Origin of the sequence: Cryptosporangium phraense (genome assembly GCF_006912135.1) — a bacterium.
GTDB lineage: Bacteria > Actinomycetota > Actinomycetes > Mycobacteriales > Cryptosporangiaceae > Cryptosporangium > Cryptosporangium phraense.
Genome location: NZ_VIRS01000021.1, coordinates 60,057 through 84,761, shown reverse-complemented (window position 1 = coordinate 84,761; position 24,705 = coordinate 60,057). Strand labels below are relative to the sequence as shown.

The 24,705-nt window shown below is 72.5% G+C and carries 28 protein-coding genes; 12 read left to right on the top strand and 16 right to left on the bottom strand.

Annotated features, from left to right (window positions below; translation table 11 throughout):
• Positions 1-18: 18 nt before the first annotated feature.
• Together FL583_RS40350 and FL583_RS27090 are read right to left on the bottom strand one after the other, a co-directional pair.
• Positions 19-183 (bottom strand): hypothetical protein, encoded by a 165-nt coding sequence (locus FL583_RS40350; RefSeq protein ID WP_170323885.1) that lies wholly within the window; start codon positions 181-183, stop codon positions 19-21.
• Positions 184-226: 43 nt separating this feature from the next.
• The gene (locus FL583_RS27090; protein WP_142707661.1) at positions 227-730 is read right to left on the bottom strand and encodes a hypothetical protein; all 504 of its coding nucleotides are present in this window, start codon (positions 728-730) and stop codon (positions 227-229) included.
• Positions 731-873: 143 nt separating this feature from the next.
• On the opposite strand from FL583_RS27090, the gene FL583_RS27085 reads away from it, so the two are divergent.
• Positions 874-1,605, top strand: a complete 732-nt coding sequence (locus tag FL583_RS27085) for an ATP-binding protein (protein ID WP_142707660.1) — start codon at positions 874-876, stop codon at positions 1,603-1,605.
• A 9-nt stretch (positions 1,606-1,614) separates the two neighbouring features.
• On the opposite strand, the gene FL583_RS27080 is transcribed toward FL583_RS27085, so the two are convergent.
• From FL583_RS27080 to FL583_RS27070, 3 genes are all read right to left on the bottom strand, one after another.
• Complete coding sequence (locus tag FL583_RS27080; RefSeq protein WP_142707659.1) at positions 1,615-2,025, bottom strand: STAS domain-containing protein; 411 nt, start codon at positions 2,023-2,025, stop codon at positions 1,615-1,617.
• Positions 2,026-2,214: 189 nt separating this feature from the next.
• Positions 2,215-3,069, bottom strand: a complete 855-nt coding sequence (locus FL583_RS27075) for a DUF72 domain-containing protein (RefSeq protein ID WP_142707658.1) — start codon at positions 3,067-3,069, stop codon at positions 2,215-2,217.
• A 452-nt stretch (positions 3,070-3,521) separates the two neighbouring features.
• The gene (locus tag FL583_RS27070) at positions 3,522-4,067 is read right to left on the bottom strand and encodes a glutathione peroxidase (protein WP_142707657.1); all 546 of its coding nucleotides are present in this window, start codon (positions 4,065-4,067) and stop codon (positions 3,522-3,524) included.
• Positions 4,068-4,144: 77 nt separating this feature from the next.
• Between FL583_RS27070 and FL583_RS27065 the strand changes: the two genes are divergently transcribed.
• Positions 4,145-5,314 carry an MFS transporter gene (locus FL583_RS27065; protein WP_142707656.1) on the top strand — a complete coding sequence of 390 codons (1,170 nt, stop codon included), beginning with the start codon at positions 4,145-4,147 and terminating at the stop codon, positions 5,312-5,314.
• 67 nt (positions 5,315-5,381) lie between these two features.
• Here FL583_RS27065 and FL583_RS27060 read toward each other — a convergent pair whose 3' ends face one another.
• The 4 genes from FL583_RS27060 to FL583_RS27045 are packed head-to-tail and all read right to left on the bottom strand — an operon-like array spanning position 5,382 to position 9,086.
• The gene (locus tag FL583_RS27060; protein WP_142707655.1) at positions 5,382-6,197 is read right to left on the bottom strand and encodes an acyl-CoA thioesterase; all 816 of its coding nucleotides are present in this window, start codon (positions 6,195-6,197) and stop codon (positions 5,382-5,384) included.
• The gene (locus tag FL583_RS27055) at positions 6,194-6,997 is read right to left on the bottom strand and encodes a DUF1295 domain-containing protein (RefSeq protein WP_205752487.1); all 804 of its coding nucleotides are present in this window, start codon (positions 6,995-6,997) and stop codon (positions 6,194-6,196) included. The genes FL583_RS27060 and FL583_RS27055 overlap by 4 nt, the downstream gene beginning before the upstream one ends.
• Entirely contained in the window at positions 6,994-7,875 is an 882-nt protein-coding gene (locus FL583_RS27050; protein WP_142707654.1) for an SDR family NAD(P)-dependent oxidoreductase, read from the bottom strand. Before FL583_RS27050 ends, FL583_RS27055 begins: the two co-directional genes overlap by 4 nt.
• The gene (locus tag FL583_RS27045; RefSeq protein ID WP_142707653.1) at positions 7,872-9,086 is read right to left on the bottom strand and encodes an acetyl-CoA C-acyltransferase; all 1,215 of its coding nucleotides are present in this window, start codon (positions 9,084-9,086) and stop codon (positions 7,872-7,874) included. Before FL583_RS27045 ends, FL583_RS27050 begins: the two co-directional genes overlap by 4 nt.
• 111 nt (positions 9,087-9,197) lie before the next feature.
• Between FL583_RS27045 and FL583_RS27040 the strand changes: the two genes are divergently transcribed.
• From FL583_RS27040 to FL583_RS27020, 5 genes are read left to right on the top strand one after another with little or no spacing between them, the layout of a single operon-like run.
• Complete coding sequence (locus FL583_RS27040; RefSeq protein ID WP_142707652.1) at positions 9,198-10,418, top strand: acetyl-CoA acetyltransferase; 1,221 nt, start codon at positions 9,198-9,200, stop codon at positions 10,416-10,418.
• The gene (locus tag FL583_RS27035) at positions 10,415-11,926 is read left to right on the top strand and encodes a carotenoid oxygenase family protein (protein WP_142707651.1); all 1,512 of its coding nucleotides are present in this window, start codon (positions 10,415-10,417) and stop codon (positions 11,924-11,926) included. Before FL583_RS27040 ends, FL583_RS27035 begins: the two co-directional genes overlap by 4 nt.
• A 20-nt stretch (positions 11,927-11,946) precedes the next feature.
• Entirely contained in the window at positions 11,947-12,882 is a 936-nt protein-coding gene (locus tag FL583_RS27030) for a winged helix-turn-helix transcriptional regulator (protein ID WP_142707650.1), read from the top strand.
• 17 nt (positions 12,883-12,899) lie between these two features.
• Entirely contained in the window at positions 12,900-14,468 is a 1,569-nt protein-coding gene (locus FL583_RS27025; protein ID WP_142707649.1) for a long-chain-fatty-acid--CoA ligase, read from the top strand.
• A complete protein-coding gene (locus FL583_RS27020) occupies positions 14,465-15,148 on the top strand; it encodes a VOC family protein (protein ID WP_142707648.1) in 684 nt (227 codons plus the stop codon). The genes FL583_RS27025 and FL583_RS27020 overlap by 4 nt, the downstream gene beginning before the upstream one ends.
• Here the strand turns inward: FL583_RS27020 and FL583_RS27015 are convergent.
• Entirely contained in the window at positions 15,135-15,680 is a 546-nt protein-coding gene (locus FL583_RS27015; protein WP_142707647.1) for a dihydrofolate reductase family protein, read from the bottom strand. The two genes, FL583_RS27020 and FL583_RS27015, sit on opposite strands and share 14 nt — an antisense overlap.
• A gap of 22 nt (positions 15,681-15,702) precedes the next feature.
• Entirely contained in the window at positions 15,703-16,164 is a 462-nt protein-coding gene (locus FL583_RS27010; RefSeq protein WP_142707646.1) for a TetR/AcrR family transcriptional regulator, read from the bottom strand.
• 3 nt (positions 16,165-16,167) lie between these two features.
• Between FL583_RS27010 and FL583_RS41915 the strand changes: the two genes are divergently transcribed.
• Entirely contained in the window at positions 16,168-16,518 is a 351-nt protein-coding gene (locus FL583_RS41915) for an SRPBCC family protein (RefSeq protein WP_142707645.1), read from the top strand.
• A gap of 46 nt (positions 16,519-16,564) precedes the next feature.
• Here FL583_RS41915 and FL583_RS27000 read toward each other — a convergent pair whose 3' ends face one another.
• Genes FL583_RS27000 through FL583_RS26980 form a run of 5 tightly spaced genes read right to left on the bottom strand, consistent with a single transcriptional unit; the run spans position 16,565 to position 21,177 of the window.
• Positions 16,565-17,176, bottom strand: coding sequence for a carboxymuconolactone decarboxylase family protein (locus FL583_RS27000; RefSeq protein ID WP_142707644.1), 612 nt, complete (start codon positions 17,174-17,176; stop codon positions 16,565-16,567).
• 20 nt (positions 17,177-17,196) lie between these two features.
• Complete coding sequence (locus FL583_RS26995) at positions 17,197-18,780, bottom strand: long-chain-fatty-acid--CoA ligase (RefSeq protein ID WP_142707643.1); 1,584 nt, start codon at positions 18,778-18,780, stop codon at positions 17,197-17,199.
• A complete protein-coding gene (locus FL583_RS26990; RefSeq protein WP_205752486.1) occupies positions 18,777-19,892 on the bottom strand; it encodes an NAD(P)H-dependent amine dehydrogenase family protein in 1,116 nt (371 codons plus the stop codon). The genes FL583_RS26995 and FL583_RS26990 overlap by 4 nt, the downstream gene beginning before the upstream one ends.
• Positions 19,889-20,650, bottom strand: coding sequence for an SDR family oxidoreductase (locus tag FL583_RS26985; RefSeq protein WP_142707642.1), 762 nt, complete (start codon positions 20,648-20,650; stop codon positions 19,889-19,891). The genes FL583_RS26990 and FL583_RS26985 overlap by 4 nt, the downstream gene beginning before the upstream one ends.
• A complete protein-coding gene (locus FL583_RS26980) occupies positions 20,647-21,177 on the bottom strand; it encodes a nuclear transport factor 2 family protein (RefSeq protein WP_142707641.1) in 531 nt (176 codons plus the stop codon). Before FL583_RS26980 ends, FL583_RS26985 begins: the two co-directional genes overlap by 4 nt.
• 94 nt (positions 21,178-21,271) lie before the next feature.
• Here FL583_RS26980 and FL583_RS26975 point away from each other — a divergent pair, with 94 nt between their 5' ends.
• The 4 genes from FL583_RS26975 to FL583_RS26960 are packed head-to-tail and all read left to right on the top strand — an operon-like array spanning position 21,272 to position 24,668.
• Complete coding sequence (locus FL583_RS26975; RefSeq protein ID WP_142707640.1) at positions 21,272-22,000, top strand: ABC transporter ATP-binding protein; 729 nt, start codon at positions 21,272-21,274, stop codon at positions 21,998-22,000.
• A complete protein-coding gene (locus FL583_RS26970) occupies positions 21,997-22,695 on the top strand; it encodes an ABC transporter ATP-binding protein (protein WP_142707639.1) in 699 nt (232 codons plus the stop codon). Before FL583_RS26975 ends, FL583_RS26970 begins: the two co-directional genes overlap by 4 nt.
• A gap of 9 nt (positions 22,696-22,704) precedes the next feature.
• Positions 22,705-23,601, top strand: a complete 897-nt coding sequence (locus tag FL583_RS26965; RefSeq protein ID WP_142707638.1) for a branched-chain amino acid ABC transporter permease — start codon at positions 22,705-22,707, stop codon at positions 23,599-23,601.
• Entirely contained in the window at positions 23,598-24,668 is a 1,071-nt protein-coding gene (locus FL583_RS26960; RefSeq protein WP_142707637.1) for a branched-chain amino acid ABC transporter permease, read from the top strand. Before FL583_RS26965 ends, FL583_RS26960 begins: the two co-directional genes overlap by 4 nt.
• Positions 24,669-24,705 lie beyond the last annotated feature (37 nt).

Below are 24,705 nucleotides of genomic sequence, written 5' to 3'. Positions count from 1 at the left end.
GGCCGGGCCCGCTCCCGTCTATTCGGACGTGTACGTCGACTCGCCGTGGTCCTCACGGTCCTGGAGCTCGGCGATCAGCTTCTCGGCCCCGGCCGCGTCGAGGTCGTCCGGCAGGACCTCGCCGAGTTCGCTGGACAGATCGTCCAGCCGGGCCCGCTCGTCGTCGGTCTCGGGTTCGCTCATGCCGGGCAAGGTACCCCATCCCGACCGGGCCGGGCCGGGCCGGTCAGTCGGCCAGGGCCTCGGCCAGGTCGTCGCGGAACGCCCGCTCGGCGTCGGTGACGGTCTCGCCGCCGATGCCGAGCACTCCGCCGGTCGAGGCCGCGCCGACGACGCTCTCGGCGATCTCGACCAGCCAGTGCTTGTACGTCTCGGCGTCGGCCTGCTCGGCCTTGGTGACCAGCAGCGCGTTCGCCTCGGCGGCCCGGCTCACGACGTCGGCCGCGTAGGCGACCGGGTCCGACGGCGCGATCACCGGCGGGTCCTCGCCCAGCTCGGGGTCACCGGCCCGGGCGACGATCTGGTTCGCGACCTCGGCCACCAGCGCGCTGGCCGAGCCCCGCCCGTCGGAGATCGCGACGACGCCCGCCTCGGCCTCGGCGCGGGTCTTGCGGGTGCTGTCGGGCGTCGCCGCGCTGGCCGCGACCAGCACGGACTGCGGCAGCCCGACCAGCAGCCCCCATTCGCTGTCGGTAAAGCCCCAGGTGGCGTAGAGAGGCAGTTCAGTCATGAGACTGCTTCTACCCCACTGACGATCAGCTCTAAAGCCGGACCCCGGAAGCGCGGCCGCGACGTCGGCCACGGTGCCTCCTCGGTTCGGCCCGATGCGCCGGGGGCTTGCCCGGCGCGGCTTTCCGGAGTCCTATTAGCAGCATGGGGGAACTGCGGTGGGAGGTCGGCGAGACCGGTGCGGTCACGCTGGTCGGCCTGTCCGGCTCGCTCGGGCTCGCCGGCGTGCCCGCCGTCCGCGGTGTGCTGCTGAAATGCCTTGCCGAGTGCCCGGCCGGGGTCGTCGTCGACCTGTCCGGGCTCGAGGTGAGCCAGGCGACGCTCCTGACGGTCTTCCCCGCCGTCCTCGGGCGCACCGCGGACTGGCCGGCCGTCCCGGTGGTGCTCGCCGCGCCGAGCGCGTCGGCCGCGGCGGCGCTGGCGCGCACGTCGGTGCCGGCCCTGATCCCGGTCCACCCCACGGTCGAGTCGGCGGTCGACGCCGTCCGCGGTGGTCACCCGATGCCTCGCGTCCGCCTCCACCTGCGGCCGACCGACGCGGCGTCCGGGCAGGCACGGGCCCTGGTCGAGGACGCCTGCACGGCCTGGGGCCTGGACGGCATCCGCAACGAGGCGATGGTGATCGCGACCGAGCTGGCCGACAACGCGGCCCGGCACGCGCGAACGGAGTTCACGGTCACCGTGACCTACCGGGCGCCGATGTTGCACCTCGCGGTCCGCGACCGCGCCCACGAGCCCGCCCGCCTGCGGCGCGCGGCCACCGCCGACGGCCCGCCCGGCAAGGGCCTCCTGCTGGTCGACGAGTTCGCGACCGGCTGGGGCACGCTCCCGGTCGTCGACGGCAAGACCACCTGGGCGGTCGTCCGGGCCGGCTGAGGCCCGTCGTCAGGCGCGCCCGTGCGTCGGTGGTTCGATCAGCATGGCCGACGTCACCCCGCCCGCGTCCAGCACCCGGCGGACGAACGGCGGCGGGTCCCAGACCGAGAACCATCGCCCCCGTTCGCTCGCGCGTTCGGCCGCCCGGTTCAGGCTGTGCAGCCCGCCGGCGCCGAAGAACGTCACGCCGGCCAGGTCGACGCTGATGACGTCGATCGCCGGGTCGGTGCACGGGCGGACCAGCACGTCGCTGAGCCACTCGGCGTTGCGGTTCTCGATCGCGCCCCGCACGACGAACCGCGCGCAGTGGTAGCGCAGCGTGCGGCGGACGCTGAGCACGGTGCCGTCCCGGAAGACGATGTCGTCCGCGGTCACGGTCGAGCGCTGGGTGCTCCCGCGCTGGGTGCTCCCCAATCCCACGGTCTGCCTCCTGCCCCGCGAGCCTGGCGGGTCCCGAGCGCCGGGCTGGTCAGCCTCGTCGCTGGGCTACCGACCGGGGATTCCGCTTACCGTCCGTCATTGCTGGAATCACTCTAACGAGTGTGTTGCCTGCGGCACTGCCCCGTTGGCGTCCGGTAGCGTGTGGATCGGCTCAGATCCCGGCTCGCGTCAGAAGAGCGTGAGCGGTTCGGCCGGGCTCGCGTCGATCGGAGCGGGTTCGGGGAGCGGTTCGAGCGCCGGGACCGCGGCCCGGACGTCGTCGTGGAAACGGCGGGCCAACTGCGGGGCGGCGGCGTTGTCCGGGGTGTGGAGGAAGACGGTCGGCGAGCGGCCCTCGCGGAGCCAGCCGGCCACGGTCTCGACCCAGGGCCGCCAGCCCTCCACGGTGCGGGCCGGGTCGTCGCGGCCGAGGTAGCGCACGATCGGCCGGTCGGTGAGCGCGGTGTCTCGCCGGGCCACCCGCGGCTTCTTCGTCCAGGCGTCGCGCTCGTCGTCGCTGCTGGGGGGCGTCCGGAAGAACTCGGTCGTGTCGAACGGGAGCCACTCCGCGCCGGCCGCGGCGAGCACCTGCTCCAGGGCGCCCGCGGTCGTCGCGTCCGCGAAGAAGGCCGGGTGACGGACCTCGACCGCGTACCGGAAGGAGCGCGGCAGCCGGCGGAGGAACGTGGCGAGCGCGGGGACGTCGGCGGGCGCGAACGCGCTCGGCAGCTGCACCCACAGCGCGGAGGCACGCCGGCCGAGGGGTTCGACCGCGTCGAGGAACGCGCGGACGTCGGCCTCGACGCCGGTGAACCGGCGCTCGTGGGTGACGGTGCGTGGGAATTTGGGGATGAAGCGGAAGTCCGGGGAGGTCTGGGCGGCCCAGGAGCGGGCCGTGGCGAGGGGTGGGGTCGCGTAGAACGTGGTGTTGCCCTCGACGGCGGTGCACCAGGAGGAGTACGCGCGCAGGCGCTCCGCGGAGGGGAGGGAGTGCCAGGGCCATGCTTTGTGCGTCCACATCGCACACCCCACGGCCAGATACACGCTGAGATCCTAATCGCGGCGCGGGCCGGGCCCGGCCCCGGCCCGAGGGCGTGCCGGCGGGGCAGACCGAGCCGGGCGATCGTGCCATCGGCCGTTCCCGCGGCGGGCGCGTCGCTTCCCGGGGCGGACCCCGACCCACCCGACGCGAGTCCTCGCGGACAGCGCTACTCCAGCCGCGCGTTCCGCGGCATCTCCGCCGCCGCATCATCACGACGACCCCGGAACGCCGCGATCAGCAGGCCACCGGCTGCCGCCGACGAAGCCGGGTGGTCAAGCGCCGCATCCGTGATGGCTAGCCACTGGTGAGATCCGGCAGCGGCCGAGCGTCGGCGCGCCGGCGCGAAATCCGCGCCACCATCCCCCCACGACACTTTCGGCTCACTCATCGCCGACGCGCCCGCCCGGCCAGCGCGACCCCTGGCCGTCCAGGCCCACGGATCCGGACAGCGAACTCAGCCGGCCAGTTCCCGCTCCACGGCGGCCGCCAAGCGCTCGTCGCCCGGCTCCAGGTTCGGCGCGAACCTCCCGACCACCTCGCCCGCCCGCGAGACCAGGAACTTCTCGAAGTTCCAGAGCACCTCGGGCTCCTCGGTCGTCGGAATGCCGAACCCCTGTAACCGCTCCCGCTGCTTCTCGGGCTCGCCGTCCGCGTGGGGCACCGCAGCGGTCAGCTCGCGGTAGAGCTCGTGCTTGTCGTCGCCGGTGACGGCGATCTTGGAGAACATCGGGAACTGGACGGCATAGGTGCTCTGGCAGAACTCGGCGATCTCCTCGTCGGTGCCCGGCTCCTGCCCCAGGAAGTCGTTGGCCGGGAACCCGAGCACCGAGAAGCCCCGGTCGCGGAACTGCTCGTGGAGCTTCTCGAGGCCCGCGTACTGCGGGGTGAGCCCGCATTTCGAGGCGACGTTGACGACCAGGAGAACCTGGCCCGAGTAGGCCCCCAGCGTGGTCTCTTCGCCGGTGATCGTCTGCAGCGGAATGTCCTGGATAGCGCTCAACTCAGCCTCGCCCGGTGATCGAGAGGGGCCTCCGCGCCCCTTACTGGAAGCGTATCGATAAGGCAGGGTGTTGCCTCGTGGCGTCGCTCACATCCTCGCTCAGGGTCGGGGAGTTCCGCGCGCTGTGGGGCGCGGAACTGCTCTCGCTGGCCGGTGACCAGCTGGCCCGGGTGGCGGTCGCGGTCCTGGTATTCGGGCGGACCGGATCGGCGGGCTGGGCCGCGTTCGCCTACGCGCTGACGTTCCTGCCCGCGGTCGTCGGCGGGGTGGTGCTGTCGTGGCCGGCCGACCGGTACCGGCGCCGGACCGTCCTGGTGGTGGCCGACGTCGTCCGGGCCGGGCTGGTGGCGGGTATGGCGCTCCCGGGGGTCCCGCTGTGGGTGCTCTGCGTGCTGCTGACCGGGGTCGTGCTGGCCGGGGCCCCGTTCACGGCCGCGCAGGGTGCGCTGCTGCCCGAGGTGCTGCCGGGTGAGCTCTACCAGCGGGGGCTCGCCGTCCGGCAGGTGACGAGCCAGACCGTGCAGCTGGTGGGTTTCGGCGCCGGGGGCCTGCTCGCCGCGGCCAGCCCGTCGGTGGCCCTGGGCGCCGACGCGGCGACATTCGGCCTCTCCGCCCTGATCCTGCGCCTCGGCCTCACCGACCGGCCGAAGCCCCGACCGACCACGCGCGCCTCCGGCAACGCCGCGATCGCCCACGTCTTCGCAGATCCCCGGCGGCGGGTGCTGCTCCTGCTGGCCTGGAACGTCGGGTGGTTCGTGGTGCCCGAGGCGCTGGCCGCGCCCTACGCCGCCGCCCTGGGATCCGGCCCGGCCGCCGTCGGGCTGCTGATGGCCGCCGACCCGCTCGGCAGCGTCCTCGGCGCCTGGGCCCTCGTCCGCTTCGTCCCGGCTCCCGTCCGCGACCGGCTGATCGGCCCGCTCGCCGTCGCCGCCGGCGTTCCGCTGATCCTCTGCCTCGTCGCGCCCGGTCTCCCGGCCACGCTGGCCCTCTGGGCCCTGTCCGGGTCCGCGAGCACCGCCTACCTACTCAAGACCCAGGCGACGTTCGTCCGCGCGACTCCCGACGCCGAACGCGGCCGGGCGATCGGCTTCGCGGCCTCGGGCCTTCTCGCCGCCCAGGGAGTGACCGTGCTCGCCGGGGGCGTCCTCGCCGACCTGATGTCGCCGCCGCAGGCAGTGGCGGCTGCCGGCGGGATCGGTGCGGCCTGCGCCGCCGTCGGCGCGGTGGCCTGGAAGCGCCTGTCGTGACCTACCAGTTCTTGTTACGCACGGTACTCACCTCCCACCGTCGCGCCCACCATCCTAAGTGCAAGGACTAAGCGCCCGGCCACACCAGAGCGAGCTGCTCCACCTCGCCCACCGGCCGTCCCGCCTCGTCGGTCACCGACGCCCGCACGACCGCCCGGCCCCCGGCCGCGCTCGGCGAGAACTGCGAGAACAGCTGCCACTCGTCGGCCCGCGCCTCGCCGCCGAACACGACCCCGTGGTCGAGCGACACCGCGTTCCAGTCCCGGGCCAGCGTCCGTTCGTGCCCCACCGGGACGCCGTGCCGGGCCAGCACCGTCGCCATCAGCATGAGGTCGCTGGCGTAGGCGAGCGCGCCCCGGTGCAGCAGCGGGTCGTCGGGCAGCGGCGCGCACCGCATCCACAGGTGCACGGTGCCGTCCGCGCAGGCGCCGGCCACCCGGACGTCCACCTGGGAGAAGCCGTCCCACAGCGGGCCCAGCCCGCCGTCGTCGGCGGCCAGGTCGGCGAGCGGGACGCTCGCGTCCGGTCCGGGGACCGGCGGCGGCGCGGTCGCGTGACGCACGCCGTCCGGTTGGTCGACGGCGGCCGACACGATCGACCGGCAGAGCTCCCGGTCGTCCTGCCGGACGCTGACCTCGAGCACCGACACCCGGCGCCCGTCCCGCAGCGGGGTGACCTCGAGCGTCACCGGCCGTCCGGTGACGCCGGCCCGCAGGAACGTGGTACGCACCGAGTGCACGGCCCGGTCGCCGGGCAGCAGACGCCCGGCCGCGACGACCGATTGCCCGACGAGCTGGCCGCCGAACGGCTGCGGCAGCGGGACGCCGTCGCTCTCGCCGCGGAAGCGCCGATCGCCGAGCGGCGTCAGCCCGAGCACGATCACGCCGGCGTCTTCCGCGGCGGCCGGGGGAAGAATCCGCTGGTCCGGGAGAGATACGACTCGTACTCGGCGCCCCGGTGACGGCGCATCCGCCGCTCCAGCAGCGCCTTCCCGCTGTACCGGGTCAACAGGAACGTCATCACGATCGGCGAGACCACCGCGACGGCCCCGACGACGTGCCCGAGCGCGAGCAGCCACAGCCCGACCCAGACACACGCGTCCCCGAAGTAGTTCGGGTGCCGGGTCCAGGCCCACAGGCCGCGGTCCATGATCCGGCCGGCGTTCGCCGGGTCCTTCTTGAACGCGGCGAGCTGCGCGTCGCCGACCGCCTCGAACAGGAACCCGATCAGCCAGATTGCGACCCCGAGCCAGCCCAGCACGCCGAGCGACGCGGTCTGGTACATCGCCAGCTGCACCGGCAGCGACACGACCAGCAGCAGCACACCCTGCAGCCCGTAGATCTTCCGGATCAGGAACCCGACCAGCGACCCGGTCCGGTGCCGCATCAGCGCCGTGTACCGCTTGTCCTCGCCGTGGCCGCGGTTCCGGTTGCCGATGTACACCCCCAGCCGCAGCCCCCAGATCGCGGTCAGCGCCAGCACGATCGCCCGCCGGAGATCGTTCCCGGAGCCGAAGGAGGCCAGGTAGCTCACGACCGCCACCGCCACGAACCCCGGCCCCCAGAAGATGTCGATGATCGACTGGTTCCGGATCCGGATCGCGACCGCCATCAGCACGCCGAAGAACACCACGATCGTGACGATCGACAGCAGCACGTTCAGCCCGAACCCGCCCCAGTTCACGGGATCACCAGCTCGGCCGCGAAGTCCTGGAACGCGGCCTGCGCCTCCGGGTACGTGTGCTGCTTCCCCTCGCGGCTGGCCGCGAGCGCGGACGACAGGTCCGGGAAGTCGGCCAGCCGCACGGTCCCGCCCTCGACCGAGTCCGCGGCCCGCAGGCCGCCGGCCGCGGCCACGACCACCTGGCCGTTGACCTCCGACCCCGGCTCGAGCAGCGCGCTCACCAGCGGCGCGACCGCCTCCGCGCGCATCAGGCCCGCGTACCGCGGGTCCATTCCGTCCGACGTCATCTGCGTCGTCGCGTACGGCAGGACGACGTTCGTGAGGACGCCCCGCCGCGCGCCCTCGACGGCCGCGGTCCGCCCGAGGGCGATCACCGCACCCTTGCTGGCCGCGTAGGCGGAGACGGTCGGCTCGCCGTGCAGGCCCGCGGTGGACGCGACCAGCACGATCCGCCCGTACCCGGCTACCCGCATGGCCTTGGACGCGGCCGCGGCGACCAGCGCGGTGCCGATCACGTTGACGGCCAGCACCTCCTGGAGGTTCTCCGGGGTCGTGTTGTGCAGGATCTGCGGCCGGCTGACCGCCGCGCTGGTCACCAGCCCGTCGAGGCGTCCCCAGCGGTCGAGCGCGGTCGCGACCAGCCGCTGCGCGGTGGCCGGGTCCTCGACCGCGCCGTGGTCGGCCACGGCCTCCCCGCCGCCGGCTTCGATCTCGCGCACGACGTGGTCGGCCGGCCCGAGGCCGGCGTCGTCCACCACCCGGTTCCGGTTGTTGACGACGACCCGCGCGCCGCGCGCGGCCAGGTCCAGCGCGAACGCCCGCCCGAGCCCCTTGCCGGCCCCGGTGACGATCACGACCCGCCCGTCGAGGCCGGTCACGAAGGGATCCGCTCGATCAGCACGGCCACACCCAGCCCGGCCGCGCCCGACACCGCCGCGACCCCGTACCGGCCGTCGCGGTCCTCGAGCGCCTCGACGCAGCTCCCGACCAGGATCGCCCCGGTCGCGCCGAACGCGTGCCCCATCGCCATCGTCCCTCCGTTGGGGTTCAGCCGGTCCGGCCCGGCGTCCAGATCACGGCGGAAGCGCAGGCAGAGCGCGGAGAACGCCTCGGCGAACTCGAACACGTCGATGTCGGCCGGGCGCAGCCCGGCGCGGGCGATCACCGCCTCCACCGCGCTCTGCCCGGCGGTCAGCATCACGACCGGGTTCACCGACGTGGTCGCGGCCGCGACGATCCGGGCCCGCGGCCGCAGCCCGGCCCGCTCCGCGGCCGTCTCGTTCCCGATCAGCAGCAGTGCGGACGCGTCGGCCATGGCCGGGGACGTCCCGACCGTGTGCAGGTGGTCGATCCGGTCGACGCCCGAGTAGGCGCCGAGTGCGATCGCATCCTGGCCGCCCTCGCCGAGCCCGGCGAACGCCGGCGGTAACCCGGCCAGCGTCTCCAGCGTGGTGCCGGGCCGCACGAGCTCGTCGTGGTCGAGGCCCGATCCGTGGTCCGACGGCGCGACCGGCACCAGCGACCGCGCGAACGCACCGCGTTCCCGGGCCGCGGCCGCCTTCTGCTGGGTCTCGAGCCCGTAGGCGTCGAGCTCCTCCCGGCCCATCCCCTCGATCGTCGCGTTCAGGTCGGCGGCGATCCCCATGTGCACCGACCCGACGCGCCGGATCGTCTCGGCGTCGGTCCAGAGCGGCCCGCGGTCGGCGAACATCGGCACCCGGGACACGCTCTCGACCCCGCCGGCGACGCCCAGCCCGAGGTCACCGGCCCGGACCCGGGCCGCGGTCTGCCCGACCGCGTCGATGCCGGACGCGCAGAACCGGTTGATCGTCGCGCCGGGCACCCGGTCACCCCACCCGGCGAGGAGGGTGGCGGTCCGGGCGAGGTCCGCGCCCTGCTCGTCGACCTGGGACGCGCAGCCGAGGACGACGTCCTCGACCTGTTCGACGTCGAGGCCGGTGCGCCGGGCCAGCTCGCGCTGCAGACCGACGACGAGGTCGACGGCCGACGTGCCGTGCAACGAGCCCTTGGCCGACGCTTTTCCGCGCGGGGTCCTGACGTAGTCGAGCACCAGTGCGTTACTGGACATACGGGTGTCTCCTCATCGACGAGGAAATGTTAAGGCTTCAACAGCGGGAGATACTCTGCTAGTTGTAGCGTATGCGCAAGGGTTGAGTGCGTCGGACGCGAAGGAGCGACCATGAGCAGCACCGACATCTGGGTCCTGGGCGGCTACCAGTCCGACTTCGCCCGGAACCTCAAGCGGGAGGGCGGCGATCTGGCCGACCTGACCCGCGAGGTCGTCGACGGCACGCTGGACGCCGCCGGGCTCTCCGGCGAACAGATCGGCGTCGTGCACGTCGGCAACGCGTTCGGGGAGCTGTTCGCGAACCAGGGTCACCTCGGCGCGATGCCGGCCACGGTCCGCGACGACCTGTGGGAGACCCCGGCGTCCCGGCACGAGGCGGCCTGCGCGTCGGGCAGCATCGCCACGCTCGCGGCCATGGCCGACCTGCGGGCCGGCAACTACGACAGCGCGCTGGTCGTCGGCGTCGAGCTCGAGAAGACCGTGCCCGGCGACACCGCGGCCCAGCACCTGGGCACCGCGGCCTGGACCGGCCACGAGGGCGACGGCGTCAAGTTCATGTGGCCGCACATGTTCAGCCTGGTCGCCGACGAGTACGCCGACCGCTACGGCCTGGACGAGCAGCACCTGCGGGCGATCGCGGCGCTGAACTTCGAGAACGCGCGACGCAACCCGAACGCCCAGACCCGCGGGTGGGAGGTGCCGTCGCTGACCGACGACGATTCCACGAACCCACCCGTCGAGGGGCGCGTCCGGCGGTTCGACTGCAGCCAGATCACCGACGGCGGGGCCGGCGTCGTCCTGGTGACCGACGACTACCTGCGCCGGAACCCGCACCTGCGCCCGTGGGCGCGGATCCTCGGGTGGGGACACCGGACGGTCGGCCTGCCGCTCCAGCAGAAGCTCGACAAGTCCGAGGGGAACCCGTACGTTCTCCCCCACCTCCGCCGGGCCGTGCAGGACGCGTTCGGCCGGGCCGGGATCGAGCTCGACCAGCTCGACGGCCTGGAGACGCACGACTGCTTCACGCCGAGCGAGTACCTCGCGATCGACCACATCGGCCTCACCGACCCCGGTGAGTCGTGGAAGGCCGTGGAGAACGGCGACATCGCGATCGGCGGCCGGTTACCGATCAACCCCAGCGGCGGGCTGATCGGCGGCGGCCACCCGGTCGGCGCGTCCGGCGTGCGGATGCTGCTCGACGCGTCCCGCCAGGTGTCGGGCAACGCGGGCGAGTACCAGGTCGAGGGCGCGTCGACGTTCGGCACGCTCAACTTCGGCGGGAGCACCGCCACCACCGTCAGCTTCGTCGTCGGGCAAGGAGCATCGGCATGAGCGTCGAGATCGTGGGCCGGATGCTGTCGACGCTGCCGGAGGACGACGACCACCCGTACCGCACCGGCCCGTGGCGTCCGCAGACCACCGAGTGGAGCGCGGACGACCTGGAGGTCGTCGAGGGCGAGGTGCCGGCCGACCTGGACGGGGTCTACCTCCGGAACACCGAGAACCCGCTGCACCCGTCGCTGAAGAACTACCACCCGTTCGACGGGGACGGGATGGTGCACGTCGTCGGGTTCCGGGACGGGAAGACGTTCTACCGCAACCGGTTCGTCCGGACCGACGGGCTGCTGGCCGAGAGCGAGGCTTCGCAGTCCCTGTGGGCCGGGATCTCGGAGAACCCGGCGCTGGCCCGCCGCGACGACGGCTGGGGCGCCCGCGGCCGGATGAAGGACGCGTCGAGCACCGACGTCATCGTGCACCGCGGGATGGCGCTGACCAGCTTCTACCAGTGCGGCGACCTGTACCGGGTCGACCCGTACAGCGGCGACACCCGGGGTAAGGAGGACTGGGGCGGCCGGTTCCCGTTCGAGTGGGGCGTCTCCGCGCACCCGAAGGTCGACGACCGCACCGGCGAGCTGCTGTTCTTCAACTACAGCAAGGAAGCGCCGTTCATGCACTACGGCGTGGTGGACGCGGACAACACGCTGGTGCACTACGTGGACGTGCCGCTGCCCGGGCCGCGGCTGCCGCACGACATGGCGTTCACCGAGAACTACGCGATCCTCAACGACTTCCCGCTGTTCTGGGACGCGACCGCGCTGGAGCGCGGGGTCCACGCGCCCCGCTTCCACCGGGACGTTCCGTCCCGCTTCGCCGTGATCCCTCGGCGCGGAGGCGCCATCCGGTGGTTCGAGGCCGAACCCACGTACGTTCTGCACTTCACCAACGCCTACGAGGACGGGGACGAGATCGTCCTCGACGGGTTCTTCCAGGGCGACCCGGAGCCGGCCGACAACGGCATGGGCGACAAGTGGCAGCGCGCGTTCCGGTTCCTCGCGCTCGACCGCATGCAGTCCCGGCTGCACCGCTGGCGGCTGAACCTGGTGACCGGGGCGGTGCGCGAGGAGCAACTCTCGGACCGGGTGACCGAGTTCGGCATGATCAACGGCGATTTCCTGGGGCGCGACTACCGCTACGCCTGGGCCGCGACCGGGAAGCCGTCGTGGTTCCTGTTCGACGGGCTGGTCCGGCACGACCTGCTGACCGGCGCCGAGGAGCACCTCTCGTTCGGTGACGGGGTCTACGGCTCGGAGACCGCGATGGCCCCACGGACCGGCTCGACCGGCGAGGACGACGGCTACCTGATCACGCTGACCACCGACATGGTCGAGGACGCGTCGTACTGCCTGGTGCTGGACGCGGCCCGGATCGCCGACGGGCCGGTCTGCAAGCTCAAGCTGCCGGAGCGGATCTCGTCGGGCACCCATTCGACGTGGGCCGCCGGGTCGGAGTTGCGGCGCTGGCACAATGCAGAGTCCGCCGCGGCCAGTATCGGCCTTTAACCGTCAGAAACGAGCAAACCATGAGCGACGAGCAGCCCACCGAACTCGAGCCCGGCGGCACCAACGCCGTCGGGAAGATGCTCGGGCTGCTCGGCGACGAGTGGACGTTGCTGCTGATCCAGCAGGCGCTGCAGGGCGTCACCCGGTACGGGCAGTTCAAGGCCGCGCTGCCGATCAGCAACGCGGTGCTGACCGCGCGGCTGAACCTGCTGACCGAGCAGGGCCTGCTGGAGCGGAACGTCTACCAGTCGAACCCGCTGCGGGCCGAGTACCTGACGACGCCCCGCAGCCGGTCGCTCTGGCCGTTCATGATCGCGATCTGGGAGTGGGAGCGGCGCTGGGTCCCGGCGCACGAGCTGCCGCAGATGGTGCACACCGTCTGCGAGCGGGAGTTCCACCCGGTGCTGTCGTGCTCGTCCTGCGACAAGCCGGCGGCCGCGCGCGAGATCGGCGTGGAGTGGGGCCCGAGCGGCAGCTGGGAGCGGTCGGTGCCGGCCGCGTCGACCCGGCGGCGCTGGGACTCCGAGCAGGTCAGCGGCGCGGCCGGTATGTTCCCCGACACGATGACGATCCTGGGCAACCGCTGGGCGTCGGCGCTGATGGGCGCCGCGTTCCGGGGCGTCACCCGGTTCACCGACTTCGAGAAGGCGCTCGGCGCCCCGCCGACGCTCGTCGCCGACCGGATCCGCGCGTTCGTCGCGATCGACGTCCTGGTCGCGATGCAGAACGACAAGCGACCCGACTGGGTCGAATACCGCCTCACCGAGAAGGGCCGGGCGTTCTTCCCGGTCGTCGCCACCGCCCTGGCGTGGAGCCAGCACTGGTTCCGCTCCCCCGAGGGCCCGGCACTGATCGAGACGCACCAGCAGTGCGGTGCGCCGTTCGAGCCGCAGTTCCGGTGCGATCAGTGCAACGTCGTCGTCCACCGCCGTGACATCCGGATCGTCCCCCTCTGAGTCTCAAGGGAGAGACTATGAGCGCAACGAGTCCCTCCACAGTTGCTGATGCCGTCGCCCGGGCGTCGAGCCTGGCCGACCTGATTCGTCGTACCGCCGCGGAGACCCCCGGCTCGCCCGCCGTCGTCGGCGACGGGCGGAACGTCACCCACGGCGAGCTCGACCAGCGGTCGAGCGCGCTCGCCGCCGGACTGGTGGCGGCCGGGCTGCAGCCCGGCGACCGCGTCGCCTACCTGGCCCGGAACGCGACCGAGTACTGGGAGCTGTTATTCGCCTGCGCGAAGTCCGGCCTCGTCGTGGTTCCGCTCAACTTCCGGCTGGCCGGTCCCGAGGTCGAATGGGTGCTGGCGGACGCGGCGCCGGCCGCGCTCGTCGTCGAACCGTCACTCGTCTCGCTGGTGCCGGCGGGCGCGGTGCCCGGACCGGTGCTCGTGATGGGCGGGTCCTACGAGGACTTCCTGGCGTCCGCGCCGGACGGTGACCCGCACCGGGACGGCACCGGGGACGACCTGTTCTGCCTGATGTACTCGTCGGGCACGACCGGACGCCCGAAGGGCGTCACCACGACCGTGGGCGCGTTCCTCTGGGCGGTGGACGCGTTCGGCCGGCAGTTCGACGTGTCGGCCGCGTCGGTGAGCCTGGTGCCGACGCCGTACTACCACATCGCGGCCGGGGGCTGGTCGCTGATCGCGCTGGCCGCCGGCGGGCGGATCGTGCAGTTCACCGAGGTCACGCCGGCCGGGATGATCAGCGCGATCGTCGGGCACCGGGCGACCCACGTGATCATGGTACCGACCGTGATGCAGCTGTTCATCTCCTCGCCCGAGGCCTCGGCGGCGGACTACTCGTCGGTGGAGTGGGTGGTGTACGGCGGGTCGCCGATCTCGGAGTCGGTGATGGTCGGCGCGCAGCGGGTCTTCGGGGCCGAGCTGGCGCAGAGCTACGGGCTGACCGAGACGATCGGCGTGACGACGCTGCTCGGGGCCTCCGATCACGTCGTGGGCCCCGGGAGCAAGCTGCGGTCGGCCGGGCGGGCGGTGCCGGGGGTCGAGGTCGCGGTCGTGTCCCCGGCCGACGGGAGTGTCCTGCCGGCGGGCGAGGTCGGCGAGGTGGTGACGCGCGGGCCGAACGTGACGCGGGGGTACTGGCAGCGGCCGTCCGAGGCGACGGACTCGTACTGGCCGGGCGGGTGGTTCCGGACCGGCGACGCCGGCTACCTGGACGCGGACGGCTATTTGTTCCTGAAGGACCGGATCAAGGACATGATCTCGTCCGGCGGCGAGAACGTGTACCCGGCCGAGGTCGAGAACGCGATCATGTCCCACCCCGACGTGCTGGAGACCGCGATCATCGGCGTGCCGTCGGAGAAGTGGGGCGAGACGCCGCTGGCGGTGGTGGTGCCGCGGCCCGGGGCTTCTCTCGATTCGGACGCGATCATCGCGCACTGCCGGGAGCGGCTGGCGCATTACAAGTGCCCGACGGCGGTGGAGATCGTGGCGGCTCTGCCCCGGAACCCGTCGGGGAAGGTGCTGAAGCGGACGTTGCGCGAGCCGTACTGGGCCGGGCGGGAGAGGGCGATCTCATGATCATTCTGCGACAGGTGGTGCTCGGCGCGTCGGACGTCGAGGTGACCGGGAAACAGCTCCGGGAGACGTTCGGCCTGGCCCCGGGGTTCGCCGACCCGATCCTCGAGGACATCGGCATGGCCGACGAGACGATCCGGGTCGGCGAGGAAGCGCACCTGGAGGTCGTCGGGCCGTTGCGCGAGGACACGTCGATCGCGGCCTGGATCCGGAAGGGGGGCAGCGGCGGAGGGTACGGGCTGTCGATCCAGGTGTCGTCGGTGCAGGAGTACGTGGACCGGGCCGTGGAGCTGGGCGTCCGGATCGCGGCCGACATGGAGGTGTACGGGCACCGGATCGTGCAGCTTCACCCCGGGGACATGGGGTTGCTGATCGAGCTGGACGAGATCGCGGACCCGTCGGTGTGGTTCTGGGACTCGATCCCGCGGGTCGCGCCACCGGCGCCGCTGGTGGACGACGTGCTCGGGGTGACCGTGTCGTCGCCGGATCCGGTGGCGCAGGCGCGGCTCTGGGGCGGGGTGTTCGGCGCGGACACGTCCGGGGGGACGCTGGCGCTGGGGTCGCGGACGGTGTCGTTCGCGGCCGGGCCGCGGAAGATGCTGTCGGCGGTGTCGTTGCGGGCGGTGGGTGCTTCTGGCTGGTCGCCGCTCGACCTTGGCGGGGTGCGGTTCACGGCCGGCTGAGCGTGTAGACGTTCACGACGATGTTCTGATCGAGGACCCTCGAGCTGCGCAGGTCCAGGGTGCGGCGGGTGTCGGTGGCGGCGAACAGGGGTTTGCCGCCACCGAGCACGACCGGGTGGGTGGCGACGTGGTACTCGTCGATGAGGCCGCGTTCGGTGAGCGCGGCGGCGAGGCCGGAGCCGCCGGTGAGCAGGATCGTTCCGTCCAGGTCGCGGACGTCGTCCGGCCGGATGACCCGGTCGGTCCAGTTGTCGCCGGGGTAGTCGGAGGACACGACGAGCTTGGGGGTGGCCCGCCAGAACGGCGCGAAGGCTCGCGTGTGCGGGTCGTTGCCGAGTCGGTCGGCGTCGGGCCAGAAGCCGACCATCATCTCCCAGACCGGCCGGCCGTAGAGCAGCGTGGTGGTGCGGTCGTCGAGGGCCTCGGAGTAGGCCGAGAGCTCGGGGCCCATGACCGGCCAGTCGAACTCGCCCCTGGGCCCGTCGATGAAGCCGTCGACCGACGCGTGGACCCAGTAGATGACCGTACCCATTCGTGCCTCCTCGGCGGTGGTGTCAGGTACTGGTCGGAGCCGATCCGCCGTTCTCGACCGGACCGAGCAGGAGCCGGGCGAAAAGTTCCATCGCTGCGTCGACCTCGGCGGTCTCGCCGGTAGCGAGGAGGTCCAGGAGCAGGCCGCGGGTAACCGCGAGCGCGAGGCGGGCATGGGGGCCGGGGTTGTCGATGCCACCGGCCGCGAGGAGCCCGGTCAGCGGACCGAGCCAGTCGCTGACCACTCCCTCGAGCATCGGCTCGGCCCACTTCCGGCCCTGGAGGGTCTGGCCGTAGACCTCGAAGAACAGCCGCTCCTGGGGGGCGAGCTCGGGCGAGCGGAGGTGCCGCCAGAACGCGGCGGCCGCGTCCGCCGGCGACCCGTCGTCGTCGCGGTCGGCCAGAAGCGCCCGCTGACGGTCCTCGACGGCCCGGACGACGGCGGTGAGCAGCCCGTCGCGCGAGCCGAAGTGGTGGATGAGCATCCGGTGGCTGGAGCCGACCCGCTCGGCGATCGTTCGCAGGCTCCGCGGCTCGACGACCTCCCGTTGCAGGTCGGCAGCGAGGCCGACGTGCGCCAGCCCGGGCTGCGCCCGGCGCGCTGGCGGGTCACCGAGCTCACGCCCGGCCGGGCGCTCGTCTGGCAGTCGACGACGTCCGGCGTGACATCGATCGGCTCGCACGTCGTGTCGCCGAGGAGCGGCGGGTCACGGCTGGAGTTACGGATCCGCCAGTCGGGCCGACTGGCCGGCCTGGTGGGCCTCCTGTACGGGCGAAAGGTGCGGCGGTATCTCGAGCGGGAGGCCGAGGGCTTCCGAGCCGCCGCCGAGGCCCGCTGACTCCTCGGCGGACGACCGCGACGGGCCCGGGGTCGATCCACGCCGGCTACCGGCGCACCGCCTCCACCGCCTCCCGGACGGCTACCGGGGCATCCTGCCGCAGCTGCTCGTCCGGGGTCGCGCCCAGCGCGTTGTTGACGATCGAGAACGCCATCCGCAGCGCCACGAACACCGTCATCGCGAAGATCTCGCTGTCGGCGAACCCGGCCGCCCGCAGCGGGTCGACGTCGTCGGCCATCGTGCCGAACGGGTTACGCGCGACCGTCCGGGCCCAACCCGCCATCGCCCGCTCGCCCGCGGTGAGGCCGCCGTCGGCGCCGTGGCCGCCGCCGCCGGCGCCGTGGCCGCCGCCGTCCGGGGCCGCCCCGGCATCGGTCAGCACCCCCGCCGCCGCCTCCGCGCCGACGACCCCGGCCAGCCTCGTCCCCCAGGCCAGCGCGCAGTACGGATCACCGAACGCCGAGGCGGTCGCCGACACCAGGATCGCCTTCTGCCGGAACGACAACGACGGCGCCAACGCGAACAACCCCGTCAGCGTCTCCGGCCGATAGGCCCACAGCCTGGTCAGATTCATCACGTAGCCGACCTCGGCGACGTCCTCGGCGAAGAGCGCTTCGCTCTCCGCCGTCGGCGCCGGCTCGGCGAGATAACCGATCATGCGACCGATCGTCGCAACCGCTAGCCCGAAAAGCCTCCGTACTCACCACGGAGAGACGTCTTCAGTACCTTCCCGCTGGCGGTCAGCGGCAACGCGTCGACCACCTCGACCGCGGTCGGGCACTTGTAGTGCGCCATCCGCTCCCGCGCCCAGGCGATCAGCTCGCCGCCGTCGATCGTCTGCCCGGCCACCGGGACGACGACGGCCAGCGGCGTCTCGCCCCACCGCGCCGACGGCACCCCGATGACCGCCACCTGAGCCACCGCCGGATGCCCGGTCAGGACGCTCTCGACCTCGGCCGGGTACACGTTCTCACCGCCCGAGACGATCATGTCCTTGAGCCTGTCGTGCAGGTAGAGATAGCCCTCGGAGTCGAACGAGCCGCCGTCGCCGGTGCGCAGCCAGCCGTCCGGGGTGATCGCGGCCTCGGTCGCGGACGGGTTCCGCCAGTACCTCCGCATCACGTGGCCGCCGCCGATCAGCACCTCGCCGCGCTCCCCGGCCGGGAGGTCGCGCAGGGTCACCGGGTCCACGACCCGCACCGGCACGTTCGGCATCGGCCGGCCCACCGACCGCAGCCGGGTGGCCGCCAAATGGTCCGCCGGGCTCAGCATCGTCACGCCGCCGGTCGACTCGGTCAGCCCGTACGACTGCAGGAACTTGCACCCGAACACCGCGGTCGCCTCGCGCAGCACCGGCTCCGGCATCGGCGACGCGCCGTAGACCAGGTACTTCAGCGCGCTCCAGTCGCCGTCCCGCACGTCCGGCAGCCCGAGCAGGAACTGGATCACGGTCGGCACCGCGACCGCGTGTGACACCCGGTGCTCCTGCAGGATCCGGCACAGCTCGGCCGGCGACGTGGGGTTACGCAGCAGCAGCGAGGACCCGTTGATCGCCGCGACCAGCGCCAGGCCCAGCCCGGACACGTGGAAGAACGGCACCGGCGCCAGCGCGACCGACGTCGTGTCGAGCTCCATCACGTAGTGCATCGCGGCCACGGCCTGGCCGAGGTTCGCGCCGGTCAGCTCGATGCCCTTGGGGTGGCCGGTCGTGCCCGACGTGTAGAACATCAGCGCGGTCTCGCCCGGGTCCCGGGCGAACCCGGCGTCCGCGTCGGTCACCCCGGCGACCCAGGCGTCGAACCCGTCCGCCTCCACGACGCACCGCACCCCCGCCTGCCGGGCGACGCCGGCCAGCGCGGAGTGCCCCGCTCCGAGAACGAGCGCGAACGGCTCCGCGTCGCGGAGGATGTACTCCACCTCCGGGGGCGCCAGCCGGAAGTTCAGCGCGGTCGGGATCGCGCCGGCCTTGCTCGCGCCGTAGAGCGTCGCCAGGAACTGCGCCGAGTTCTCGCCCAGGTAGGCGACCCGGTCGCCGGGCCGCACGCCCGCGGCCAGCAGCGCGTTCGCCACTCGGCTGGCCTCGCGGTCGAGCTCGGCGTACGTCGTGGTGGAGGTCGTCGTCACGACGGCGGACGCCTCCGGCGTGGCCGCCGCCCGCCGGCGCGGAATGTCTTCCAGCCGTTCGACGCGCGTCCCGTCGGCGTGCAGCGCGTAGTGCGGATCGACGTACTCGGGCGGGGTCGGCAGCAGGACCGCGGTCATCGCGCCACCTCCGCCGAGGCGGCGGCCGCAGCGGCTGCAGTGGCGGCGGCCCCCGGCGCCACCCGCGGCGATCGGGACGCGTTCCAGGGGCCGAACACCGGCGCGGTGAAGACCCCGGGCGGAGCGGCCACCACGTGCTCGATCGCCCGCAGCGCCGGGCCGGCGGTCACGTACTGGGCCGCGGTCGTGCGCACGCCCGGCTCGGACGGCTCGACCAGGTTGAGCGTGAGGACCATCTCGGGCTTGCCCTCGAGGTGGATGCGCCAGTGGTCCCGGCCCGCGTACTCGGGACGGTCGGGCTCGCACGTCCAGATGATCGCCAGCGTCAGGAACGGCTTCCCGTCGACGAGCGCGTGCCACCGCCACTCGGTCGTCCCCACGGTGCCGGCTGCGATCGACCCGGCGGCCACGGTCAGATCGGTCAGCGCCGGGACGATCCGGTGATCCGGGACGATGTCGTCGGGCACGACGCCCAGCCGGTCGCACAGGAACGCGATCGTCTCCCGGTAGAGCAGCCCGTACAGCGTCGGCAGCGGCCCGGTGCCGTCCAGCGACGCCGGATCCGACCCCATCCCCATCACCGTGAACATAAAGTCCGGGTCGGGCATCGAGCGTGCGTCCAGCACCTCGTCGATCGTGATCCGGTCGAGGGTGACGCTGGCGCCGGTCAACGCCAGCGCGAGCCGCTCCCCGACCACTCCGGGGCTGATGCCGACCCCGAACAACGTCGAGTTGCCCCGTCGGCAGGCGTCCTCGAACAGGTCGGACCGCTCCGGGCCGTGGGCCCGCGGGAAGTGCTGACCGGCGGTCGTCACCACGTTGATGCCGGCCGACAGCAGGCGGACGAGGTCCGCGTCGTGGGTCTCGTACGGGACCTGCAGACGGGGTGAGTGGACGACGACGTCGGGCCGGGCCGCGATGACGGCGGCGATGTCGGTGGTGGCGAGCACCCCGGTCGGCGGGCGCCGGGCGATGTCACCGGCGTCCCGGCCGACCTTCCGGTCGCCGTAGACGCGTAACGCGACCAGCTCCAGGTCGGGCCGGTCGATGATCCCGCGCAGGATCGTCTTGCCGACCGCGCCGGTCGCCCACTGGGCGACGCGAATGCTCATTTGCCGGTCTTCAACGACGACACGAAGAGCAGCTTGGAGAGGCCCTTCTCGTAGCGGATCGGGTCGCGGGCCAGGCGCGCCCGCGACTCCACCGCCATCAGGTCGGTGTCGCAGGTCCACTCCCCGCGGGCCATCGCGGCCAGCCCGGTCCGGGCGATCTCCCGCGGGTCCTCCTTGTGGCCGTCGACGTGCGCGGCCATCCGCGTGTCGACCGAGCCGACGATCAGCGACGTCACCGTCGTCCCGTACCGCTCGAGCTCGCCCCGGGCGATGCCGCCGAGGTACAGCGCGGCGGCCTTCGACGGCGAGTACCCGCCCATGAACGCGGTCGGCGCGATCGCCGCCACCGACAGCACGTTGACGAACGAGCCGTGCCCGGCCCGGGCCAGCACCGGCGCGAACGCCCGGATCATCCGCAGCGGGCCGAAGTAGTTGACCTCCATCTCGGCCCGGGCCGCGTCCGGGTCCGTGGCCTCGATCAGCCGGTCACCGGCGTGCAGCCCCGCGTTGTTGACGACGATCGTCGCGTCGGCGCAGGTCTCGGCGGCCGCCGCCACGTCGGCGTCCGAGGTGACGTCGAGGCGCACCGGCACCGCCCCGGTCGCCAGCAGCTCCTCGGGCACCGACGACGGGTCGCGCACCCCGGCGTAGACGGTGGCCGCGCCCTGGGCCAGCGCCTCCTGGACGAACGCCAGCCCGATCCCCCGGTTCGCCCCGGTGACCACGACCCGGGCGCCGGCGACCGGAACGCCCTTCATTTCCCGCTCTCCGCGTACACGACGTCCTCCGGGTACTTCGCGCTGTGCTTCATCGCCGCCGCCTCGCCGAGCATTCCGAAGACCCAGGTCTCGGCCGGCTCCATGTCGTGGTTCCAGTCCCAGCGCAGCGCCCGGTGCCGGATGCCCCAGCGACCGTCGACCCGCTCGAGGTCGTCGATCATCCGCGCCGAGGTCAGCGTGTCACCGATCTGCTTGTCCGGGCGGCGCACCCGCGCGAACGCGAGCACGTACGACTCGGCCCGGGCCCGGTCGCCGTCGACGTCGATCAGGACGTTGGTGACCGCGTGCGTGGAGACGCCCCTGGGGTGGGTGATCGTCCGGGCGATCGAGGCGACGTAGTCGGCCGCCGACCCCTCGAACAGGCCGCCGTGGTCCTCGGTCGCCCCGGGCAGATAGCAGGCCTCGAGGGCCGCGACATCACCCCGGTCGATCGCCCGGAGGTACCGAACGAGCAGGTCAGAGATGTCCTGCTTCGCCAGCAAAGTATCGAGCGCGGTGGGATCCACGGGCCGCCTCCGAGTCGTTGACGAGTTGCTCTGCTTCCTGTAGTAATCCGTATCACACCGTTAACTGAAGTGTCACCGTCACCAGGGAGGCGACTTGCTCGACGTCACGGATGTCGCCATCCACTTCGGGGGTGTGCGCGCCCTCGACGGGGTCACGTTCGGCGTGGAGCCGGGCCAGATCCTCGGCCTGATCGGGCCCAACGGCGCCGGCAAGACCACGCTGTTCAACTGCATCACCCGGATCTACCGGCCGACCGCCGGGACGCTCCGGTTCGACGGCGAGGACCTACTGACGATCGCCCCCCACCGGCTGGCGAAGAAGGGCATCACCCGGACGTTCCAGAACCTGGCGCTGTTCTCGACGCTCAGCGTCTTCGAGAACACGATGGCCGGGGGCGTCTCGCAGAAGAACCGGGGCCTGCGGTCGCGGGCCTGGGAGATCCTGGAGCGGCTCGACCTGGTCGACGTGGCCCTCGAGCCCGCGGCCGGGCTCCCGTTCGGCACGCTCAAGCGGGTCGAACTGGCTCGGGCGCTGATGGCCCGCCCCCGCTTACTGCTGCTCGACGAGCCGGCCGGCGGGCTCACCCACAGCGAGGTCGACGATCTCGGTCGGCTGCTCGTCTCGCTGCGCGACGACTACGGCTTCGCCGCGCTGCTGGTCGAGCACCACATGGGACTGGTCCTCGGCATCAGCGACCACGTCGTCGCGCTCGACTTCGGCCAGAAGATCTACGAGGGCACGCCCGCGGGCGTCCGCGAGGACGACGCCGTGGTCGCGGCCTACCTCGGCCGTCCGAAAACCGGTGCGCGGGAGGCCCGATGAGCCTGCTCGAGGTGACCGGTCTCCGGGCCGGCTACGGCGGACGGGACGTGCTGCACGGGCTCGACATGCAGGTCGACGCCGGTCAGGTCGTCGTCGTGCTCGGCGCCAACGGGGCCGGCAAGACCACGACGATGCGCGCGCTGGCCGGCCTGATCTCCCACCGCGGCGACGTGACGATCGACGGCGCCCCGCTCGGCCGCCGTCCCGACGAGATCGTCCGCCAGGGCGTCAGCCTGGTCCCCCAGGGCCGCGGCACGCTCGACATCTCGGTCCTCGACAACCTCCGGGTCGGGGCCGCGGTCCGCAAGGACTCGGTCGACGAGGACATCGAACGGTGGATCACCACGTTCCCGGCCCTGGGACGCCGGGCCAACCAGCGGGCCGGCACGCTCTCCGGCGGTGAGCAGCAGATGCTCGCGGTCGCCCGCGCGCTGATGAGCCGCCCGCGCCTGCTGCTCTGCGACGAGCCCAGCCTCGGCCTGGCTCCGATCGTCGTCCAGGAGCTGTTCGCGACGCTCGCCGACATCAACCGCACCGACGGCACCGCGCTGCTGATCGTCGAGCAGAACGCCGAGCTGGCGATGGACATCGCCGACACGGTCTATCTGCTCGAGGTCGGCACGATCGCCGCCGAGGGCCCGGTCGAGCGGTTCCGCGAGGACGACACCGTCCGCGGCGCCTACCTCGGTTACTAGGAGGCCTCCATGGAGCTCTTCGTCGAACGCCTCTTGGCCGGCCTGACCAACGGGTCCGTGTACGCGCTGCTGGCGCTGGCGCTGGTCGTCGTCTACCGGGCCACCGGGACGCTCAACTTCGCCCAGGGCGAGCTCGCGCTGTTCACGACGTTCGTCGCCTGGTGGCTCACCACGCTGGACGCGCCGGTGTGGGTGGCGATCGTCGCCGCGCTGATCGTCGGGTTCGTGCTCGGCGCGGCGATCGAGCGGCTGCTGATCCGGCCGGTCCAGCGCAAGAACGACATGGCCGTGCTGATCGTCGCGCTCGGCCTGTTCACCGGGCTGAATTCGCTGGCCGGTCTGTTGTGGGGCTCGGAGACCAAGATCATGCCGTCGCCGTTCCCGAACGGGCTCGACGACTACGTCAGCGTGTTCGGGGCCCGCCTGTACGGCGACGCGCTGGGCGTCTGGGCGGCGCTGATCGTCCTGCTCGGGCTGATGACGCTGCTGTTCCGGCGGACGCGGATCGGCCTGCACATGCGTGCGGTCGCGGCCAACCCCGAGTCGGCCGCGCTGGCCGGGGTGCGCACCGGCCGGATCCTGATGGTCGGCTGGGGGCTGTCCGGGGCGATCGGCGCGCTGGCCGGCGTCCTGGTCACGCCGCTGGCGCCTGAGCAACTGGGCCTGACGACGATGTTCCACATCTTCATCGCCGCCTCGGCCGCGGCCCTGTTCGGCGGCCTCGACAGCCTGCCCGGCGCGGTCGTCGGTGGCCTGACGATCGGCGTCCTCGAGGCCCTGCTCTCCGGCTACGTCTCGTTCATCGGCGGTGAGCTGCAGCAGACCTCGGCGCTGCTGATCATCGTCGCGATCCTGTTCATCCGCCCGAACGGCCTGTTCGGCTCGAAGCGGACGGTGCGCGTATGACTGTCCTGGCCCCGGCGGCGCGGCCCCAGGCCGCCGCCCCGCGAACGAAGTACGTCATCGTCGAGAACTCGCCGGTTCATCACGCGATCCGGGCCGCGTGCATCGCGGTCGCCGCGCTGGGCGTCCTCTGGGCCTCGCAGCTCGCGCCGTTCCGGGTGGGCCAGTTCACGACCGTCTTCATCATGGCGATCGCGATCATCGGGCTGAACCTGGTGACCGGCTACACCGGGCTGCTCTCGATCGGGCACTCGGCGTTCTTCGGGCTGGGCGCGTACACGACCGGCGTGCTGATCGTGAAGCTGGAGTTCGCGCCGCTGGCCACGATCCCGATCGCGATGGCGCTGACGTTCGTCCTCGGGCTGCTCGTCGGGCTGCCGTCGCTGCGCATTCACGGGTTGTACCTGGCCCTGGTCACGCTGGCCGTCGCGGTCGCGTTCCCGGAGATCGTCCGGAAGCTGGAGTCGCTGACCGGCGGCGCGGCCGGCATGGTCGTCCGGTCCCGGTACCTGGCTCCTCCGGAGTGGACCGGGCTGGTCCGGGCCCAGCGTGGCATCTGGATGTTCTGGCTCTCGGCGTTCGTGCTGGTCCTGGTCATGATCCTCAGCCGATCGCTGATCCGGAGCCGGTTCGGGCTGATGATGCGCACGGTCCGCGACCACGAGATCGCCGCGGCCGCGAACGGCGTCGGGATCGCCCGGACGAAGATCCTGGTGTTCGGCATCTCGGGCGCGATCACCGGTCTGGCCGGCGCGCTGTTCACGATGTACATCGGCGCGCTGTCGCCGGACGGCTCGTTCACGCTGCTGAAGGCGATCGAGCTGGTCACCGGCCTGGTGCTGGGCGGCGTCGCGACCCAGCTCGGGCCGCTCATCGGCGCGCTCGCCGTCGTCTTCCTGCCCTACTACACGGCGTCGTTCACGACCGGCCCGCTGTCCGGGGTCCTGTTCGGCGCGGTGCTGATCGCGCTGTGCTTCCTCATGCCCGAGGGCATCGCCGGCCGGCTCGGGCTCCTGATCCGGCGGGTCGTGACCGTCGTGCCGAAGGACCATCCGGCGCCCCCACGCTGACCCGTCTCTCCCCTCTCCCCGCCCGGGCCCCGCCCGG

Coding starts and splice junctions, on each gene's coding strand:
- FL583_RS40350 (WP_170323885.1), bottom strand. CDS start 183: ATGAGCGAACCCGAGACCGACGACGAGCGGGCCCGGCTGGACGATCTG.
- FL583_RS27090 (WP_142707661.1), bottom strand. CDS start 730: ATGACTGAACTGCCTCTCTACGCCACCTGGGGCTTTACCGACAGCGAA.
- FL583_RS27085 (WP_142707660.1), top strand. CDS start 874: ATGGGGGAACTGCGGTGGGAGGTCGGCGAGACCGGTGCGGTCACGCTG.
- FL583_RS27045 (WP_142707653.1), bottom strand. CDS start 9,086: ATGTCCAGTAACGCACTGGTGCTCGACTACGTCAGGACCCCGCGCGGA.
- FL583_RS27040 (WP_142707652.1), top strand. CDS start 9,198: ATGAGCAGCACCGACATCTGGGTCCTGGGCGGCTACCAGTCCGACTTC.
- FL583_RS27035 (WP_142707651.1), top strand. CDS start 10,415: ATGAGCGTCGAGATCGTGGGCCGGATGCTGTCGACGCTGCCGGAGGAC.
- FL583_RS27030 (WP_142707650.1), top strand. CDS start 11,947: ATGAGCGACGAGCAGCCCACCGAACTCGAGCCCGGCGGCACCAACGCC.
- FL583_RS27025 (WP_142707649.1), top strand. CDS start 12,900: ATGAGCGCAACGAGTCCCTCCACAGTTGCTGATGCCGTCGCCCGGGCG.
- FL583_RS27020 (WP_142707648.1), top strand. CDS start 14,465: ATGATCATTCTGCGACAGGTGGTGCTCGGCGCGTCGGACGTCGAGGTG.
- FL583_RS27015 (WP_142707647.1), bottom strand. CDS start 15,680: ATGGGTACGGTCATCTACTGGGTCCACGCGTCGGTCGACGGCTTCATC.
- FL583_RS27010 (WP_142707646.1), bottom strand. CDS start 16,164: ATGCTCATCCACCACTTCGGCTCGCGCGACGGGCTGCTCACCGCCGTC.
- FL583_RS27000 (WP_142707644.1), bottom strand. CDS start 17,176: ATGATCGGTTATCTCGCCGAGCCGGCGCCGACGGCGGAGAGCGAAGCG.
- FL583_RS26995 (WP_142707643.1), bottom strand. CDS start 18,780: ATGACCGCGGTCCTGCTGCCGACCCCGCCCGAGTACGTCGATCCGCAC.
- FL583_RS26990 (WP_205752486.1), bottom strand. CDS start 19,892: ATGAGCATTCGCGTCGCCCAGTGGGCGACCGGCGCGGTCGGCAAGACG.
- FL583_RS26985 (WP_142707642.1), bottom strand. CDS start 20,650: ATGAAGGGCGTTCCGGTCGCCGGCGCCCGGGTCGTGGTCACCGGGGCG.
- FL583_RS26970 (WP_142707639.1), top strand. CDS start 21,997: ATGAGCCTGCTCGAGGTGACCGGTCTCCGGGCCGGCTACGGCGGACGG.
- FL583_RS26965 (WP_142707638.1), top strand. CDS start 22,705: ATGGAGCTCTTCGTCGAACGCCTCTTGGCCGGCCTGACCAACGGGTCC.
- FL583_RS26960 (WP_142707637.1), top strand. CDS start 23,598: ATGACTGTCCTGGCCCCGGCGGCGCGGCCCCAGGCCGCCGCCCCGCGA.